This is a genomic window from Phyllobacterium bourgognense, from assembly GCF_003337575.1.
GTDB lineage: Bacteria > Pseudomonadota > Alphaproteobacteria > Rhizobiales > Rhizobiaceae > Phyllobacterium > Phyllobacterium bourgognense.
In genome coordinates this window covers 22424-40010 of the sequence record NZ_QPJM01000006.1, presented here as the reverse complement: position 1 = coordinate 40010, position 17587 = coordinate 22424, and the positions used below count along the sequence as shown (strand labels likewise).

Here is a 17587-nt window from a genome sequence, read left to right as displayed (position 1 = left end):
CCATAAAAGAGCAACTGGTTGTTTGCTCTTTGTCATGACTATGCTCTATGGTTTCTTTGAGGTGGCAATTTAGCCGCTGCCCTCATTGATGGAGATCAAAATTAGGAGCAACAAAAAAATGGCGAAGGCTCAATGGCCTGTACATGGAGAAATTACCGGTCCGATCGTGATGATTGGTTTCGGGTCCATCGGACGGGGTACCCTGCCCCTGATCGAACGCCACTTCAAATACGATAAATCCCGCCTGATCGTCATCGATCCCAGCGATGCCAACAAGAAACTGCTCGACGAGCGCGGCATCCGCTTCATTCAGGAAGCCGTTACCAAAGAAAATTACAAGACGCTGCTCAAGCCGCTTCTAACCGGGGGCGGCGGACAAGGCTTCTGCGTCAATCTTTCCGTCGATACATCGTCGGTCGATATTCTGCGCCTGTGCCGCAAAGTCGGCGCGCTCTATATCGATACGGTCATAGAGCCTTGGCCGGGCTTCTATTATGCCAACGACCTCGACAACGCCGACCGCACCAATTATGCGCTGCGCCAGACACTGCTTGCCGAAAAGAACAAACATCCCGGTGGTCCGACCGCTGTTTCCTGCTGTGGCGCCAATCCCGGCATGGTCTCGTGGTTCGTCAAGCAGGCCGTGCTTGACCTTGCCAGAGACCTGAACGTCGATCACAAGGAACCCGCCCGCACGGATCGCGAGAGCTGGGCCCACCTGATGGACAAGATCGGCGTCAAGGGCATCCATATTGCCGAGCGCGATACGCAGCGCGCCGGCGAGCCGAAACCCTTCGGTGCCTTCTGGAACACGTGGTCGGTCGAAGGTTTTATTTCCGAAGGCCTGCAACCGGCCGAGCTCGGCTGGGGCACCCATGAAAAGTGGATGCCGAAGAATGCCCGCAAGCAGAAGAAGGGCAACAAGGCCGCGATCTTTCTCGAGCAGCCCGGCGCCGATACCCGCATCCGCACCTGGTGCCCGACAGAAGGCGCACAGTTCGGCCTGCTGGTCACGCACAATGAGGCAATCTCGATCGCGGATTTCTTCACGGTGTTGGACAAGAAGGGCAAGGCCGCCTACCGGCCCACCTGCCACTACGCCTATCACCCTGCAAACGTGGCGACACTCTCCCTCGACGAAATGTTCGGCGCAGCAGGCCAACCTCAGGCGATCCAGCACGTACTCGACGAATCCGAGATCGTCGACGGCGCGGATGAACTAGGCGTGCTGCTCTATGGCCACGACAAGAATGCCTATTGGTATGGTTCGCAGCTGACGATCGAGGAAGCACGCAAGCTTGCTCCCTATCAGAACGCGACAGGTCTCCAGGTCTCGTCTGCGGTCATGGCAGGCATGGTCTGGGCGCTGGAAAATCCCGATGCCGGCATCGTCGAGACCGACGAGATGGATTTCCGCCGCTGCCTTGAAGTCCAGAAACCCTATCTCGGCCCGCTCAAGGGACACTATACAGACTGGACTCCCCTGGAGAACCGCCCGGGCCTGTTCAAGGAAAACCTGGATCTCGACGATCCCTGGCAGTTCCGCAACATCCTGGTGCGGTAATAGTAGCAGCGATGAGCTACACAAGGAAACGGCAGCCCTTCGACTGCCGTTTTCATTTCAGCCATTTCACCATCGGCTGAGCGCTCATCCCGGCCCACAATTCCGGATCTCCACTATCCTCATATCCGTGGGCCAGATAGAATCGATGAGCTGTTTGAGTGCTCGACAGGAAGCTCTTTTTGTTTCCTTGCGCACCAACGTAAACCTCGAGATATTGCATCAGCTCCAGACTGACACCCTGAAACCGGGCATCGGGTGAAACATAGTTCAGCAGAATTTCCCCCTTGGCAGATGCAGACCCTACGCCAAGAATTTCGCCCGCGCGTTCGGCGACAAGCACTTTCTGGTCGGCTGATTCAATCCACGCGTGGACATTTTCGACCGTCTTGTTGGCGAGCCACTGAGCGAGCGCCGACTGATCCCCTTCGTGATCGGCGATACATAGCTCCAAGATCGACCGTCGCAGTACTATACATGCCCGTTCCGTATCAGACACTGTTGCAACCCGCACAAGCATAGACTTCCCTCTAGATTCCCACACCTACCCGCGCACCAGGCATTCCAACAGACATTAGCCGGTAGAGCAAACACCCTGTCGTTCGAATTTACAATTAAACTTATGTCTTGTTTTTGCTTGATTTTCACGGCATTTAAAGAGCGAGATCCATTGGGAGATTGTCTGGATGAAACGCTTTTCGGTTGCCACCGGCACAGCAACACTGGCTCTGATCCTCTCCGGCTGCATGAGCGGCGGGGTTCAGGAGGGCGGTCCTGCGCAGACGACGCGTCCAACCGACGCCGTGCAGGGTCAATGGTTCGACACGTCGGGCGTTGCTTTCTCCAATTTCAATAACGGGGCGTTCGAAACGCGCGCCAACGATACCAAGGAAAAGCTGGCCGAGGGCAATTATCGTTTCGCCTCTGCCAATCTGATCGAGATCAACCTGCGTTCGCTCGCCCGTGGAACCCAGTCCAAGGTCAATTGCGCCCTCGTTAACGCTGCTCAGCTTAATTGCACGTCGTCATCGGGTCAGCAATTCTCGCTAACGCGCCGCTCCCCGCAAGTGGGTTAGGACATGTTTTTCCCGTCGATCAAATCCGAACTGATGCTGATCAAGTGGATGATGGGGTTCGTTCTCGCGTTTCAAATTGGCATCTTCGCCAAATTATTCATGTCCTAGAATACGGCCTGGCATTTTTGGATCAGAAAATACGGTTTCTGATACGGTCGTTCTGTGCTTGTCATATCTTCTTGACGCACGAAAAATAGGATTGAGATACTAGGTTACCCTGATCGACGAACTGCGGAGCTTTCCATGTCCAGAATTCTCGCCAGAATATTGCTAGCCACATCAGCCCTCGGCATGACAGCGGGCACGGCGATGGCCGATTACACCCTGAATATCCTGCACATCAACGATCAGCATTCGCGCATCGAGCCGATCAACAAATATGATTCCACCTGTTCGGCCGAAGAAGAGAGCAAGAACGAGTGTTTCGGCGGCATTGCCCGCGTCAAGGCCAAGATCGATGAGCGTCGCGCCGTCCTGTCCAGGGATGGCGGCAATGTCATCGTGCTTGATGCAGGCGACGAGTTCCAGGGTTCGCTGTTCTATACGACCTACAAGGGCGATGACACGGCCGAGTTCATGAACGGCATCGGCTTCGATGTCATGGCGCTCGGCAATCACGAATTCGACGATACGCCGGTCACGTTGGCCAAGTTCCTCGACAAGGTCAAAGTGCCAGTCATTTCCAGCAATACGGAAGCTGCGGCGGATTCGCCAATCGCCGGCAAATACAAGCCCTATATCATCAAGGAAATCGGCGGCCAGAAGATCGGCATCATCTCGGCTCTCACCACCGATACGGCAGAAATCTCCAGCCCCGGCCCGGGCGTCAAATTTGCCGATGAAATCGAAACTTTGAGAAAACAGGCGGAGGCGCTGAAGGCCGAAGGGGTCAACAAGATCATTGCGCTCAACCATGATGGCTATCTGAAGGACAAGGAGATCGCGGCCAAGGTCGATGGCATCGATGTGATCGTTGGCGGCCACAGCCATACCCTGTTGTCCAACACGGATCCGGAAGCGCTTGGCCCCTACCCGACACTGGTCAAGAATCCTTCCGGCCGCGATGTACCCATCGTCCAGGCGAAATCCTATTCGAAATACCTCGGCGAACTCAAAGTTACCTTTGACGATGATGGCAATGTGACGAAGAGCGAGGGCGCGCCGATCCTGCTCGATTCCTCCGTCACCCCGGACCCGGCCTTCGTTGCCCGCGTCAAGGAACTTGCCAAGCCTCTCGAAGAACTGAAGTCTCGCAAGGTAGGCGAATCCACCGGCGTCATCGAAGCGGCGCGCGAGGTTTGCCGCTTCAAGGAATGCAGCATGGGCGATGCTGTCGCCGATGCCATGCTGGACCGCGTCAAGGGGCAAGGCGTCACCATCGCCATCATCAATGGCGGCGGTCTACGCGCTTCGATCGATGCGGGCGACGTCACCATGGGCGAGGTGCTGACGGTACTGCCGTTTCAGAACACCCTCGCGACGTTTCAGCTGCGCGGTTCCGATGTCGTCGCGGCGCTGGAAAATGGCGTGAGCCAGATCGATCAGGGCGCCGGACGCTTCCCGCAGGTCGCAGGGTTGAAATATGCCTTCGACGTTTCGAAACCTGTGGGCAGCCGCATATCCGGTGTTCAAGTGATGCAGGGTGAAAACTGGCGACCGATCGATGTCGAGGCCACCTATGGCGTGGTCTCCAACAATTACATGCGCGCGGGCGGCGACGGCTACAAGATATTCTCGACGAACGCCGTCAACGCTTACGATTACGGTCCGGGTCTCGAACTCGTCCTTGCCGATTATCTGGCCAAGCATACACCGTATAAGCCCTACACCGACGGCCGTATTACAGTTCTGGCACCCGGCGCTTCGGCTGAAGCCAAATCTTCGGAACCCGCAACAGCTCCAAAGACTCCGGAAGCCGCCAAGCCTGCTGAAACAGAGGCTGCCGTGTCTGCAGCCAACCACCATCCTGATTCCTATACGATCAAGCGCGGCGACAATTTCTGGGACATTGCCGAAGAAGTCTATGGCAAGGGCATCGAATGGAAGAAACTCGCCGAAGCCAATCCGGACATGAAGGCAATGAAGCTGCCGATCGGCGCCCAAATGAAAGTACCGGCGATTTAGACCCGCTAGTTCACGCCACAACCATGCCGCCTATTTCCCCCCTTGGGAGGGCCGAAGGCGCAGGCGAGACCCGTGGCTCGCCTGCGTACCCTTCGCTCAGGCGTTGGCCACGACCGGAACTGTATCAACCACCTTGCGCATCAACACGTAATGCACGGCACCGCCCGCCAAGGCACCGAGCAGCCAGCCCCAATCGCCGCCATTGGGAATCATGCCGGTGGCACCAAGCACCGAAAGCCCGATCGAGAATACACTGGAGATCGCCAGGGCGATCAGCGCCCTGCTGTTCCAGCCTCCGTCGAAATAAAGCGAGCCTTCCGGAGACATGGTATAGAGGTCCTCGAGCACGACCTGCTGCCGCTTCACCAAGTAATAATCGGCAATCATGATGCCGAAGATCGGACCGAGCACCGCGCCGAAAATGCTGACGAAAATGGTGATCGCTTGCGGGCTGGATACGAATAGCCAGGGGCAGACCAGCACCGAAAGGATCGATGTAATCAGTCCCCCCAGCCGAAAGTTGATCTTCTCGGGAAAGAGATTGGCGATGTCGTAGGCCGGCGAGACAAAATTGGCGACGATGTTGATGCCCATTGTTGCGACGATGAAGGTAATCGAGCCAAGAATAACAACCCACGGATTGTTGATCCGCTCGACAATCGCCACTGGATCGAGAATCGCTTCGCCGAAGACCTGCACCGTTCCTGCAGTAACGATCACGACGATGATGGCGAACACGATGAAGTTTACCGGAAGCCCAAGGAAATTGCCGACCTTCATGGCCTTTTCGTCCCGCGAGAATCGGGAAAAGTCACCGAAGTTAAGCAGCAGGGCCGCAAAATATGCCACGATCAACATTGACGCATTCGCCATGTGGGTCAGCGATGAGCCCTCGGCCGGTGGTGCAAGCTGCAGCGAAAGACTGGAAAACCCGGTCTGCGAAAGGATCCACAGGGCGAGCGCGAACATCACCACATAGACGACAGGCCCGCAGAAATCGATGAATCTGCGGATCGATTCCATGCCTCGCAGAAAGATCAGAAGCTGGAATATCCACATGAACAGAAAGCTCATCCAGCCGAGCGTTGAAAGGCCGAATATGTCGTTGTGCGTATAATCCGCCGCCGCGGGGTAAAGCGTTATCGCCAATGCCTGCACGGCCTTGGAAGCAAAATAGGTCTGTACGCCGTACCAGACGATTCCGACGATGCCGCGCAAGACGGCAGCAAGGTTTGCGCCCATGACGCCAAAGGACATGCGCGCGGCGACCGGGAACGGAATTCCGTATTTCAGCGATGGCCTACCTATGAGGTTCATCAGGAAATAGACCGCTGTAATGCCGACGATCATCGAAATGAGCACTTCCCAGCCGGTCAATCCGAGGAAGAACAGGCTGGCGGCAAACGTATAGCCGCCGACCGAATGGACGTCCGACATCCACATGGCAAACAGGCTGAAGGCGCCCCAGGTGCGCCCTTCCGGTGCTGTGGGCGCCAGATCCTGGCTGTAAAGCTGCGGGTGGGCGCCGGTGATGACGAGGGTGGGGGGTGTCGCATGCGGACTGCTGGCCATGGAAATCGCTTCCTTCGTCTGATGAACAAGAACGAATAATTCAACGCAAGTTCTGTGCCAGTTGAAAGCGCTGTCGGTGAGCCGGCAAAGAAGTCAAAAGTGCTGTCCTTGTGCCTGCGAAATTGGCATGTTGCTGTTTTGATGACTTATTCTTGACCCACTCACTCAACATGCGGCCTTTCGCACTCTTGCAATCAGCTCCGTGCTGACTAGGTTCCACGCCAAGAAGTGGAGTTGGTGGATATGGCAATTTCTGGCGAGGAGTTGAAAGCGGTCACAAAGCCGGAAGACCATCCGCGCATCGAAACATCGAAGATCGGCGTTCTCCTTGTCAATCTCGGCACGCCGGACGGCACCGACAAGACGTCGATGCGGCGCTATCTGAAGGAATTTCTTTCGGACAAGCGCGTCATCGAGTGGCCTCGTGCCATCTGGCTGCCGGTTCTCTACGGCATTGTGCTCAACACCCGCCCGAAGAAATCCGGCGCCCTTTACGACAAGATCTGGAACCGGGAGCGCAATGAATCCCCCTTGCGCACCTATACCCGCTCGCAGGCTGAAAAGCTCGGTGCGGCGCTTGCTTCTCATCCCGAGATCATCGTCGATTGGGGTATGCGCTATGGCCAGCCTTCGATTGAGCAGACGTTGGAGCGGCTGGACAAACAAGGTTGCAAGCGCATCCTGATGTTCCCGCTCTATCCGCAATATTCAGCAACGACGACCGCAACGGTGAACGACAAGTTTTTCGAAGCGCTGATCAAGATGCGCTTCATGCCGGCAACGCGCACTGTCCCCTCCTATCAGGACGAAGCCGTCTATATCGATGCCCTCGCTACCTCCATCGAAAAGCACTACGCGACCCTCGATTTCGAACCGGAGGTGCTGATCGCCTCCTATCACGGCATTCCGCAGAGCTATTTCAAGCGCGGCGATCCCTACCCCTGCCATTGCTGGAAGACGACGCGGCTGTTGCGCGAACGTCTTGGTTGGGACGAAAGCAAACTAATCACCTGTTTCCAGTCGCGTTTCGGCCCGGAAGAATGGATGCAGCCCTACGCGGACAAGACATTGGAGAAACTCGCCAAAGAAGGCGTCAAATCCGTTGCTGTCTTCAACCCGGGTTTCGTTTCGGATTGTCTGGAAACGCTCGAGGAAATAGCGGTCGCAGGCGCCGAAATCTTCCATCACAATGGCGGCGTCAACTTCACCCATATCCCCTGCCTCAACGACAGCGATGAAGGCATGAAGGTCATCGAGACGCTTGTTCGCCGCGAACTGCAGGGCTGGGTCTGATACGAGACCGAACCTGACAAGCAATCAGTTCGTCAACACCTGGATCAACTTTACGCATCAACCTTTCAAATAGCCTGATTGCCGACGTCGCTGTTGTGCGTGGTTCGACAAGCTCACCATGAGGGAGGTGTGTGATTGGTAAGGTTAAGGGCTTGCTGACGCCGGCGAGTGGTTTGCAATCAACCAACCTCCCTCATGGTGAGCTTGTCGAACCACGCACAACTCCTTGGTTACAAATTACAGCAACGCCGCCCAAACCAACCTCCAAAACATTGCTTCCGCAAACCCTCGCGAGAATCACAACGATCGTCTATCGTGCGCTTACCGGCGGATTTTGACTATTGACGCTGCCCATAAGGTCAGCCAGGGGAGGCCATAAATGAGCGGTTTTGACTTCACGATACCCGTACTTGTCGTTCTTGTGCTTGTGGTTCTGTTTGCGGGCGTCAAGACCGTGCCGCAGGGCTACAACTATACGATCGAACGCTTCGGCAAATACACGCGCACTCTTGCGCCCGGCCTCAATCTCATCGTGCCGTTCTTCGATCGTATCGGCGCCAAGCTGAACATGATGGAGCAGGTGCTGAACGTTCCGACCCAGGAAGTCATCACCAAGGACAATGCGAACATCGCGGTCGATGGTATCGCCTTCTACCAGATCCTCAATGCGCCGCAGGCGGCCTATCAGGTCAGCGGGCTGCAGAATGCCATTCTGAACCTGACCATGACCAATATCCGTACCGTCATGGGCTCGATGGTTCTCGACGAACTTCTGTCGAACCGCGATACGATCAATGACCGCTTGCTGAGGGTCGTGGACGAAGCCGCGCATTCCTGGGGCATCAAGATGACCCGCGTCGAGATCAAGGATATCAATCCGCCTCAGGACCTGCTCGATTCGATGGGCCGCCAGATGAAGGCGGAGCGCGACAAACGCGCCGTCGTTCTTGAAGCGGAAGGCACAAGGGCGGCGCAGATCCTGCGCGCCGAAGGTCTGAAGCAGGCGCAGATCCTCGAAGCCGAGGGCAAGCGCGAAGCCGCCTATCGTGAAGCCGAGGGCCGCGAGCGCCTGGCCGAGGCCGAAGCCAAGGCGACGGAATTCGTTTCTGCAGCTATCAGCGGCGGCAACGTGCAGGCGCTCAACTATTTCGTGGCACAGAAATACACCGAAGCATTTGGCAAGTTCGCGACCAGCCCCAACCAGAAGGTCATCCTGATGCCGATGGAGGCGTCCGCTCTCATCGGCTCGCTCGGCGGTATCGGTGCGATTGCCCGTGAGGTGTTTGGCGACAACGCTGCGACAAACCCCACCACCCCGTCGACACCACCCGCACGCGGCCGCAGCGTTCCGGGCACTGGCTCAAATTCGTGAACTTGGCGAGAGGAGGCGCTTAGATGCTGGAACGCCTGTTTTCCGAGCTTGGACCCTGGAATTGGATCGTTCTCGGCCTTATCCTGATGATTTTCGAAGTGGCAGCGCCAGGAATATTCTTCCTGTGGTTCGGTATCGCCGCGCTCATCGTTGGCGGTATCGCCATCCTGTTGGGCGATGCCTCCTGGATGCATTGGCAGATTCAGGTCATCCTGTTCCTGATCCTCTCCGTTATCGCCGTCTTTATCGGCCGCAGGCTGATCGGCGCAACGGATGTGGAATCGGACGAACCGCTGCTCAACCGGCGCGGCGAGCAGCTGATTGGCCAAGTGGTGACGCTGGAAGAGGCGACGATCAACGGCCGTGGCCGGGCCCGCGTCGGCGATAGCCTGTGGCGCGTAACCGGGCCCGATCTTGCAGCGGGAACGCGCGTGCGTATCACTGGCATCGATCGCGGGACGCTGGTGGTTGAGGCGGCGGCCTGAATGGCCACGGCAACGTTGATACTTAAGCTGCCCCTATCCTGAGCAAATCATGGAAATGCACGATCCCGACCGGCACATTCTTTTCGGTCACGATCAGCGCGCCGATATTGTGATCGTTGAGTAGCGCCAGTGCCGCGCTTGCCAGCATCGTCGGCGGCACGGTCTTGGGTTGCCGCGTCATGATCTCATCGACGGTCATCGTCGCCAGATTACGGTGCAGATTGCGTGAAAGGTCGCCATCGGTGATGATTCCGGCGAGTGTACCCTCGTCGTCGAGCACGGCGACACAGCCAAAGCGCTTGTCTGCCAGCACCTTCATCGCCTCGGGCATCGGCATGCCGAGCGGCACCAGCGGCAGCTGATCACCGCGATGCATGATCTCGCGCACATGCGTGAGGCTTGCGCCGAGCGATCCGCCCGGGTGGAATGTCTTGAAATCGCCCGCCGTGAAGCCGCGCGCTTCCAGCAGCGCCACTGCAACCGCATCACCCATGGCAAGCTGCATCAGCGTCGAAGTCGTCGGTGCCAGGCCATGCGGACAGGCTTCCGTCACCCGCGGCATCAGGAGCACCACGTCGGCAGCGGTCGCCAGCGCAGAATTCTCGCCGGCGGTCACCGCGATCAGGGGAATGCGGAAGCGCCGCGAATAGCTGACGATACCTTTGAGCTCTGCCGTGTCTCCAGACCACGAAATGGCGAGAATGGCATCGTCGACCGCAATCATGCCGAGATCGCCGTGATTGGCCTCGGAAGGGTGCACGAAGAAAGCCGGCGTGCCCGTCGAGGCGAAGGTCGCGGCTATTTTCGAGCCGATATGGCCGCTCTTGCCGACGCCGGTGACGATGATGCGTCCGCGCACTCCGGCGATCATTTCGATCGCCTTGCAAAAAGCTTCGGCCAAGGGACCTTCCAGCGCACTGCTCAGCGCGGCCAGTCCGTCCTTCTCGGTTGAAATCGTCCGCCTGGCCGAATCGACGGCTGCGGTTTTGTCCAGTTCGGTATCGTTTATTGCCTGCATGGCCGCAACCGTTAGCGCCTCCGCTCGCCGCTGTCCAATATTTGTTCGTCGCAGCACCATACAGCGGCACCGGTTAGAGACCGTTGGAAATTCGCTGCGGTGAGTCAGATGGCGTGGTTTTCGAGAACCGGAGCGTAGCGTACATAAAGTACGTGAGCACCGGAAGCGCAGAAAATCGCGTCAGATGACCGCCGCAGTAGAGTTTCAAGACGGGCTCTTAGCCAGTCGTTAACCATGGCTCTTTACCATCCTTAACGTTCGAACATTGGCCGTTGGCAAACCTATTGAAGCACATTTCTCAACCACGCTTGGAAGCACCGCCGTCGGGCGGCGGCTTCAGGACTGCAGTCAATGTCTGTCTGATGACAGCGTTGCTCGGCAGCACCGTGTTTGCTTTTCTCCCCCTGGCTCATGCCCAGCAAGCAACGCCATTACGCGGCACCCTGCAGGACAATGTTTTGCAGGCGCAGGCGCAAGACACTAATGATTCCAATGGCTCGCCAACGACCAATCCACCGAATGCCGCCCCTGCGCCAACGGATGGCGGCATACCCTCGCGACGCTACGAACCCGTCAGTCCGGGTGCGCTGCCACCCGATGATGACAATGGCAATCTCGGCCTGCTCGGCGTACCGCTGGACGATGGTTCGCCGCCCGCTGGCCCAGCGGATAATAGCGGCGGCCTGAACCCGGACTCTGCCGCCCTGCCCGGCAGCGAAACCGCACCTGTACCCGCTGCACGCCCGCTGCGTCTGCGACCCGGTGAGCGATCGCTGCTGGACGAAGAACGCGCCGATACATTCGATAACGGCCCGATCGAGCAGAACAGGGAAGCCAACCCGCCCGCTGGTCGCACCGATCGCGACAATCTTCCCGAACCGGCGCTCGAACGCCGTATCATCCGGCCCGATCCGGAACCGTTCGCGCCGCTCGGAATCAGGGCCGGTCTCGTGACCCTCCGCCCCTCGATCAGCACCGGCCTGCGCGCCACCACCAATGCTGACGGCAGCTCGGACGGCAGCGCTGCACTCTTGTCGGAGACGCGCCTGCGCGCCCGCGCCACCACGGATTGGGCACGCCACTCCGCCTGGCTCGATTTCGATGGCACCTATGACAAGACAATTTCGGGAGAGGAATATTCCGCCCCTAATGTCGGCCTGCGCGGCGGAATGCAGCTCGATCTTGGCGAACGCACCACCGTAAAGGGCGAGGTTGGCTACCGCTACCGGCAGGAAGATCCGAGCGCACCGACAACCATTATCGGAACGTCGAACCGGCCCGCCGTGCAGGAGCTCGATGGCAGTCTCGGTGTGCGCAAGGAGTTCGGCAAATTCTTCGCGGACGTGAAAGGCAATGTCGATCGTACCGTCTATGGCAACGCGGAATTCTCTGATGGCTCCGTCGTCAGCCAGAAGGATCGCAACAACACCTTTGCCAGCATCGCGCTGCGCGGTGGCTTCGAAATGTCCCCGGCCATCAAGCCTTTCGCCGAGGTTGAAATCGGCAAGTTGATGTATGATGAGAAGGAAGATTCGAACGGCTTCCAGCGTTCCGGCGTTCGCACCGGCCTGCGCGGCGGTGTCGAGGTCGACTTTGCCGAGAAGCTGGCGGGAGAATTCGCGCTTGGCTATCTGCGTCAGGGCATAGACGACGACCGGCTTTCGCCAGTGGATGGGCTAAGCATTGACGGCGCCCTCAAATGGTCACCGCAGCGCGGAACCGATGTGGATATCGGTCTCCTCACACGCGTCGAAGGAGCTACGGCACCCGGCGACAGCGGCTCGATTTTCTACGAGGGCACGGTCGGCATCAAGCGGCAGGCGCGCGCCAATCTCGATCTCAAGGCAACGCTGATTGCATCGCTGCGCGACAACAAGGACGGCTCGGGCTGGGACAAGGGCTTTGGCGCTGAAATCGGCGCCACCTACTGGTTCAATCGCTTCTTCGGCTTTGACATCAGCGCCCGGCATGAATTCACCCGCAGCGAAGTCGAATCGCGCCAGACCGATGAAACCAGCATTTTCATGGGCGTGACGCTGCAGCGGTAGGGATCGCGTTCCTTAAATCTTCCCACTTGGACGAATTATGTCAGAGTTGCCTCGGGATCGCGGTCGATTTCCGCGGCTAATTCCGTTGGAGTGTAAGCATCGCCTTGTTTTGAATGGCGAATTGCCGCGATCTCGAGCACTCCATCCTTGAATCTGGTTGTCAGAACATATGGTTTCACGACAATGCGCCGCGTTCCAAGTATGGCACCGCGAACTCCTAAGTCAGGGAATTCTGCCAATCTCTTCTGTAGATCACGCATTTTCCCTGTGATGTTCGCCGCTGCCGATGGGCTGTGTTCCGCGATATATGTTATCTCTTCCAGAAGCCAGCGCTCGGCTTGGGGCGAAAGCTTGATGCTTACCGGCTTCATCAGCCAAGCCTGCGAATTTCTCGTTTCCTTGCCGATGAGACTATCGCCTCGGCCTTGCCAAGAACTTCATCGAAATCAATGCCCTCGCCGTCATCCAGTGACTTGAGTCCGTCAGCTTCTTGAATGATTTCGGCACCCTCAGCGTCAAGGTATTGACGAAATGCACGCAGCATGAGCCACGTTCGATCCCGGTCTAAAGCGCGGGCAACGACTTCGAACTCTTCCAACATGTCATTAGGGACTCGAAGTGAAACTTGAGTTTTGTCCTGGGCTAACATCGCTGGTCCTTCCGTAAAACAACGTAAGACATTGTATCCCACCGCAATTCCTCATTCAACCCAGACTAAAGTCGGCTCCTTGCCAAAAATGAAGTTGTGCGTGGTTCGACAAGCTCACCATGAGGGAGGCTGGTGATTGCAGGGATAGCCGCCAACCTTGCCAAGCTTGAAATCTTGAACTCCTTGCAACCAACCGACCTCCCTCATGGTGAGCTTGTCGAACCACGCACAAGGGAAACTGTCCAAGAGTTTATTGGGACCGCTGAATAGACAAAATCTGCTCTAGACAACGGCTTCAATGAGAAACGGGCCGCGGCGCTTCAAGACGCTGTCCAGAACGTCGTCGAACTGTTCGCAGGTATCGACGCGAGCGGCCTCTACTCCCATCCCTTTTGCGATCGATACCCAATCCAGCGACGGTTGATCGAGATCAAGCATGCGCCGCGCATTCTCCCCGATTTTTCCAACCCCGACCTTCTGCATTTCCATATGCAGGACAGCATATGTGCGATTGGAAAAAATGATCGTGACGACGTCAAGATTTTCGCGGGCCTGTGTCCAAAGTCCCTGCAAGGTGTACATGGCGCTTCCATCCGCCTGCAGGTTAAAGACCTTCCTGTCCGGACAGGCTATTGCTGCGCCAGTCGTCAGGGGAATACCGATGCCTATCGCCCCACCTGTCGTCATGAGGAAATCGTGCGGGGCGGCATATGCAGACAGAGCAAAGAAGCGCCGGGCAGACGTGATCGCTTCGTCACAAACGATCGCATTCTCGGGTAGCTTTCGCGCCACCATCACGGCGATTGCGTCGTCGGTCAGCTCTCCGGTTGGAACCGGCTCGTCTGGCATCGCGCTTGACCGCAGCGGTGACTGCGTGCGTTTCACGCCCAGTTCATCACGAAGAGCTTCCAGCGCGCCTTCTAAATCCTCACCGTGCTTCGCCAGGGCCATAACTCGGCAATCGTTGTGTACAAGGCGGCCGGGCTTGCCGGGATAGGCGAAAAAGGCCACCGGTTCCGTGGCTCCAACGAGGATCAGCACGTCAATATCGCTCAGAGTTTCGATTGCCGCATCGATCGGATAAGGGATACGGACCGGCGCGACACGGCCCGCGCCGCGCGCCATTCGCGCGACGCCAACCTCCCCGAAAAGGCGAACATTTCTCGCCGCAGCGATCTGCCCGGCAATCTCGAGGCCATCGGGCTGTGCAGCGGTACCGCCGACCAGAATCCCGACTCGGCCGGGTGCACTTCGGATGGCATCCGCAACTCCCCGCACCCTGTCAGTCGGAACAGCAGACAGGGCCGGAAGCACGACCTTGTTCCGTGGCGCAGCTTCAGCGTCACCCCACGCGGCATCGGCGGGCAGGATCAACGTTGCAATGCCGGGTGGCACGAGCGAGGCGCGGTAGGCTGCCTCGGTCGCGGGAGCAACATCAGCTGGACCACTGATGCGATAAACCCAGTTTGACATTGGCGCCGCCAGGCGGTCGATGTCCGTGGTGAGCGGTGCATCGAATGGAAGATGATAGGAGGCATGATCGCCCACGACATTTATCATCGGTACACGGGCGCGGCGGGCATTGTGAATATTGGCAAGGCCATTTGCCAGGCCCGGACCGGTATGGAGCAATGTCGCGGCAGGACGGCCAGTCATTCGGGCGTAGCCATCAGCCGCCCCCGTGACGACACCCTCGAACAGGCCAAGTACGCAACGCATCTCGGGCTTGCGATCGAGCGCCGCGACGAAATGCATTTCCGACGTGCCAGGATTGGCGAAACACACCTTTACATCATTGGCCAGAAGTGTGTCGCAAAGCGCATCTGCCCCATTCATTGCCACGCTCCCCCGCCGCTTTGCAATACACCGATCCTTGCAGAACCGACGCGTAAGAGCAACCCAACGAGCCGTCGGGGAGAGATGTTTGTGTCTCTCCCCGGCCATGATCAGCCCTTTGGCTGGATCGTCTTCAGCATATTGCCGATATTGTCGATGACGCCATTGCGGATATCCTCCCGCCACAGTGCAAATGCGACGTTCGCTTCGACAAACCCCTCCTTGGAGCCGGTATCATAAGTGCGGCCCTTCAAATGATAGCCGAAGAAATCCTGCTCTTTGGTCAGTTTCAGCATCGCATCGGTCAGCTGGATTTCATTGCCGGCTCCGCGTTCCTGATTTTCGAGGATGCCGAAAATCTCCGGCTGCAGGATATAGCGGCCATTGATATAGAGATTGGAGGGCGCCGTTCCCTTGGCCGGTTTCTCGACCATCTGAGTCAGTTCGAAACCGTTGCCGACAGGTTTGCCTTGACCGACGATGCCATATTTGTGCGTCTCGGCTGGATCGCATTCCTGAACAGCGACGATATTGCCGCCCGATTGATTATAGAGCTCCACCATGTCCGCGAGACAGCCATTCTTTTCCGGCTGCATGATCATGTCCGGCAGAAGCAGAGCGAAAGGTTCGTCACCGACGATATCGCGGGCGCACCAGACCGCATGGCCAAGACCCATCGGGACCTGCTGGCGGGTAAAACTCGTCGTTCCGGGGCCCGGTTGTATACCTTGCAATTCATCGAGAAGTGCGGTCTTGCCGCGTTCCGACAGGGTTTGATAGAGCTCGTACTGAACATCGAAATAGTCTTCGATAACCGCCTTGTTGCGGCCCGTTACGAAGATGAAATGTTCGATACCGGCCTCGCGTGCCTCGTCCACCACATACTGAATGACCGGCTTGTCGACGACCGTCAGCATTTCTTTCGGAATGGATTTTGTTGCTGGAAGAACACGGGTGCCAAAGCCCGCAACTGGAAAGACGGCCTTACGTATCTTCTTGGCTTCGGACATCATTACCTCGTTACTGATTACGATTGATATTGCGGGAATTTCCTCGATAGACTTTTTTGTCCCAAAGACCCAAAATGCACAGGTCTGTAAAATAAATAATCGTTGCCGGTGTTAATGTAGCGGTTGGCAGTTCGTTTGCCCATGCATGGTAAACCAATTCCTAACTTTGACGTGCGTAATTTATCCTTTGACCCAAATCACGGAAATGAGGAAAGACATGATTGGAGGTTTAGCAAAGTTTTCCAAACGCGCGCTGATCGTTGCCGCGGCGGCAGGTATCGCTTTTGCCGGTGCGATCGAGAATGCGGCTGCCGATGCGAAATTCCAGAGCTGGATAGCGGATTTCCGCGGCACTGCACTGAGCAGCGGCGTTTCGGCGTCCACGTTTAACCGTGCCTTCGCCGGCGTCACCGAAATCGATCCGGAAGTCCTGCAGAAAGCCAAGTCTCAGCCGGAATTCACTGAGCCTGTCTGGGGCTATCTCGACAATCGCGTCAACGAACAATCCATCGCAACCGGCCGCGAGATGTCGCGAAAGTATAGCCGCTGGCTCGGCGCTATCGAAAAGTCGTTCGGCGTCGATCGCAATATCCTCCTCGCCATCTGGTCGATGGAAACCAATTTCGGCGAGATCATGAAACGCGACGATGTGATGCGTGATGCCGTGCGATCGCTCGCTACCCTTGCCTATGCCGATCCGCGCCGGGCGAAATATGCCCGCACGCAATTGATCGCCGCGATGAAGATCCTGCAGAAAGGCGATATCGATCGCAGCCATCTGACCGGTTCATGGGCGGGCGCCCTCGGGCACACCCAATTCATCCCGACAAGCTACTTGGCTTATGCCGTCGATATGGATGGCAACGGCAAGCGCGATATCTGGAATTCTGTGCCTGACGCATTGGCCACCGCCGCCAATCTCTTGCACAAGAATGGCTGGCAGTCCGGTCAGACCTGGGGTTATGAAGTCGTCCTGCCGGCTGGCCGCAAATTCCCGTCCGGTTCACGCACAATTGCGGAGTGGCAAAGCATTGGCGTCGTTCGGGCCAACGGCAAGGCCTTTCCGCGTGGCGGCGAAAAGGCAACGCTTAAGGTACCGGATGGACGTGGAGGCCCTGCGTTCCTGATGACACGCAATTTCTACGTTCTGAAGAACTACAACAACGCCGATAAATATGCGCTTGGGGTCGGCCTTCTGGCCGATCAGATCGGTGGCGCTTCCGGGTTGCGTAAAGAATGGAATCGTCCCTTCACGCCGATTACGATGAAAGAGCGCGAAGAATTGCAAAATCACCTGCGCGAACTCGGCTATTATGACGGAAAGGTCGACGGCAAGATCGGTGATGGCTCGCGCAATGCCATCCAGGCGTTCCAGAAGCAGATGGGGCTGGATCCCGACGGTCACCCGAGCATGGAAGTGCTGACGGTGATAAGGAAGAAGTAGGGCGAACATCTCACCTGCAAAACGGTAGTGATGGTTCGACAGGCTCACCATGAGGAAGGTGGGTTGATTGCAGGGAGTGAAGAAATTGCAAGGTTGCCG

General features: G+C 57.3%; 15 protein-coding genes. 8 read left to right on the top strand and 7 right to left on the bottom strand.

Annotated elements, in window-relative coordinates:
- Window positions 1-118: 118 nt before the first annotated feature.
- Window positions 119-1564: a homospermidine synthase gene (locus C7476_RS12375; protein WP_114430233.1), complete on the top strand. Its 1446-nt coding sequence runs from the start codon at window positions 119-121 to the stop codon at window positions 1562-1564.
- 52 nt (window positions 1565-1616) lie between these two features.
- Here C7476_RS12375 and C7476_RS12370 read toward each other — a convergent pair whose 3' ends face one another.
- Complete coding sequence (locus C7476_RS12370; RefSeq protein WP_245426304.1) at window positions 1617-2015, bottom strand: GNAT family N-acetyltransferase; 399 nt, start codon at window positions 2013-2015, stop codon at window positions 1617-1619.
- Between the two features lie 232 nt (window positions 2016-2247).
- On the opposite strand from C7476_RS12370, the gene omp10 reads away from it, so the two are divergent.
- Window positions 2248-2637, top strand: a complete 390-nt coding sequence (gene omp10 / locus C7476_RS12365; RefSeq protein WP_112531683.1) for an outer membrane lipoprotein Omp10 — start codon at window positions 2248-2250, stop codon at window positions 2635-2637.
- Window positions 2638-2880: 243 nt separating this feature from the next.
- Complete coding sequence (locus tag C7476_RS12360) at window positions 2881-4761, top strand: 5'-nucleotidase C-terminal domain-containing protein (protein ID WP_114430231.1); 1881 nt, start codon at window positions 2881-2883, stop codon at window positions 4759-4761.
- A gap of 96 nt (window positions 4762-4857) precedes the next feature.
- Here C7476_RS12360 and C7476_RS12355 read toward each other — a convergent pair whose 3' ends face one another.
- A complete protein-coding gene (locus C7476_RS12355; RefSeq protein WP_114430230.1) occupies window positions 4858-6333 on the bottom strand; it encodes an NCS1 family nucleobase:cation symporter-1 in 1476 nt (491 codons plus the stop codon).
- Window positions 6334-6576: 243 nt separating this feature from the next.
- Here C7476_RS12355 and hemH point away from each other — a divergent pair, with 243 nt between their 5' ends.
- From hemH to C7476_RS12340, 3 genes are all read left to right on the top strand, one after another.
- Window positions 6577-7626, top strand: a complete 1050-nt coding sequence (hemH, locus tag C7476_RS12350) for a ferrochelatase (protein WP_114430229.1) — start codon at window positions 6577-6579, stop codon at window positions 7624-7626.
- A gap of 379 nt (window positions 7627-8005) precedes the next feature.
- Window positions 8006-8998, top strand: a complete 993-nt coding sequence (locus C7476_RS12345; RefSeq protein WP_114430228.1) for an SPFH domain-containing protein — start codon at window positions 8006-8008, stop codon at window positions 8996-8998.
- A 23-nt stretch (window positions 8999-9021) separates the two neighbouring features.
- On the top strand, window positions 9022-9483 hold the full coding sequence (locus tag C7476_RS12340) for an NfeD family protein (RefSeq protein WP_114430227.1): 462 nt from the start codon (window positions 9022-9024) through the stop codon (window positions 9481-9483).
- A gap of 22 nt (window positions 9484-9505) precedes the next feature.
- Here the strand turns inward: C7476_RS12340 and C7476_RS12335 are convergent, their stop codons facing one another.
- The gene (locus C7476_RS12335) at window positions 9506-10501 is read right to left on the bottom strand and encodes a KpsF/GutQ family sugar-phosphate isomerase (protein ID WP_114430226.1); all 996 of its coding nucleotides are present in this window, start codon (window positions 10499-10501) and stop codon (window positions 9506-9508) included.
- A gap of 284 nt (window positions 10502-10785) precedes the next feature.
- Here C7476_RS12335 and C7476_RS12330 point away from each other — a divergent pair, with 284 nt between their 5' ends.
- Window positions 10786-12549, top strand: a complete 1764-nt coding sequence (locus tag C7476_RS12330; protein WP_147274648.1) for an outer membrane beta-barrel protein — start codon at window positions 10786-10788, stop codon at window positions 12547-12549.
- 35 nt (window positions 12550-12584) lie between these two features.
- On the opposite strand, the gene C7476_RS12325 is transcribed toward C7476_RS12330, so the two are convergent.
- The 4 genes from C7476_RS12325 to galU form a co-directional block, all read right to left on the bottom strand.
- Entirely contained in the window at window positions 12585-12920 is a 336-nt protein-coding gene (locus C7476_RS12325) for a type II toxin-antitoxin system RelE/ParE family toxin (protein WP_114430224.1), read from the bottom strand.
- Window positions 12920-13198: a CopG family ribbon-helix-helix protein gene (locus tag C7476_RS12320; protein ID WP_114430223.1), complete on the bottom strand. Its 279-nt coding sequence runs from the start codon at window positions 13196-13198 to the stop codon at window positions 12920-12922. Before C7476_RS12320 ends, C7476_RS12325 begins: the two co-directional genes overlap by 1 nt.
- A 282-nt stretch (window positions 13199-13480) precedes the next feature.
- The gene (locus C7476_RS12315; RefSeq protein WP_114430222.1) at window positions 13481-15034 is read right to left on the bottom strand and encodes an acetolactate synthase large subunit; all 1554 of its coding nucleotides are present in this window, start codon (window positions 15032-15034) and stop codon (window positions 13481-13483) included.
- Between the two features lie 110 nt (window positions 15035-15144).
- Window positions 15145-16044 (bottom strand): UTP--glucose-1-phosphate uridylyltransferase GalU, encoded by a 900-nt coding sequence (gene galU, locus C7476_RS12310; RefSeq protein ID WP_114430443.1) that lies wholly within the window; start codon window positions 16042-16044, stop codon window positions 15145-15147.
- Window positions 16045-16261: 217 nt separating this feature from the next.
- Here galU and C7476_RS12305 point away from each other — a divergent pair, with 217 nt between their 5' ends.
- Window positions 16262-17488, top strand: coding sequence for a lytic murein transglycosylase (locus C7476_RS12305; protein WP_181872421.1), 1227 nt, complete (start codon window positions 16262-16264; stop codon window positions 17486-17488).
- The last annotated feature ends 99 nt before the right edge of the window (window positions 17489-17587 follow it).

Coding starts and splice junctions, on each gene's coding strand:
- C7476_RS12340 (WP_114430227.1), top strand. CDS start 9,022: ATGCTGGAACGCCTGTTTTCCGAGCTTGGACCCTGGAATTGGATCGTT.
- hemH (WP_114430229.1), top strand. CDS start 6,577: ATGGCAATTTCTGGCGAGGAGTTGAAAGCGGTCACAAAGCCGGAAGAC.
- C7476_RS12325 (WP_114430224.1), bottom strand. CDS start 12,920: ATGAAGCCGGTAAGCATCAAGCTTTCGCCCCAAGCCGAGCGCTGGCTT.
- omp10 (WP_112531683.1), top strand. CDS start 2,248: ATGAAACGCTTTTCGGTTGCCACCGGCACAGCAACACTGGCTCTGATC.
- C7476_RS12315 (WP_114430222.1), bottom strand. CDS start 15,034: ATGAATGGGGCAGATGCGCTTTGCGACACACTTCTGGCCAATGATGTA.
- C7476_RS12320 (WP_114430223.1), bottom strand. CDS start 13,198: ATGTTAGCCCAGGACAAAACTCAAGTTTCACTTCGAGTCCCTAATGAC.
- C7476_RS12355 (WP_114430230.1), bottom strand. CDS start 6,333: ATGGCCAGCAGTCCGCATGCGACACCCCCCACCCTCGTCATCACCGGC.
- C7476_RS12335 (WP_114430226.1), bottom strand. CDS start 10,501: ATGCAGGCAATAAACGATACCGAACTGGACAAAACCGCAGCCGTCGAT.
- C7476_RS12345 (WP_114430228.1), top strand. CDS start 8,006: ATGAGCGGTTTTGACTTCACGATACCCGTACTTGTCGTTCTTGTGCTT.
- C7476_RS12360 (WP_114430231.1), top strand. CDS start 2,881: ATGTCCAGAATTCTCGCCAGAATATTGCTAGCCACATCAGCCCTCGGC.
- galU (WP_114430443.1), bottom strand. CDS start 16,044: ATGTCCGAAGCCAAGAAGATACGTAAGGCCGTCTTTCCAGTTGCGGGC.
- C7476_RS12305 (WP_181872421.1), top strand. CDS start 16,262: ATGATTGGAGGTTTAGCAAAGTTTTCCAAACGCGCGCTGATCGTTGCC.
- C7476_RS12375 (WP_114430233.1), top strand. CDS start 119: ATGGCGAAGGCTCAATGGCCTGTACATGGAGAAATTACCGGTCCGATC.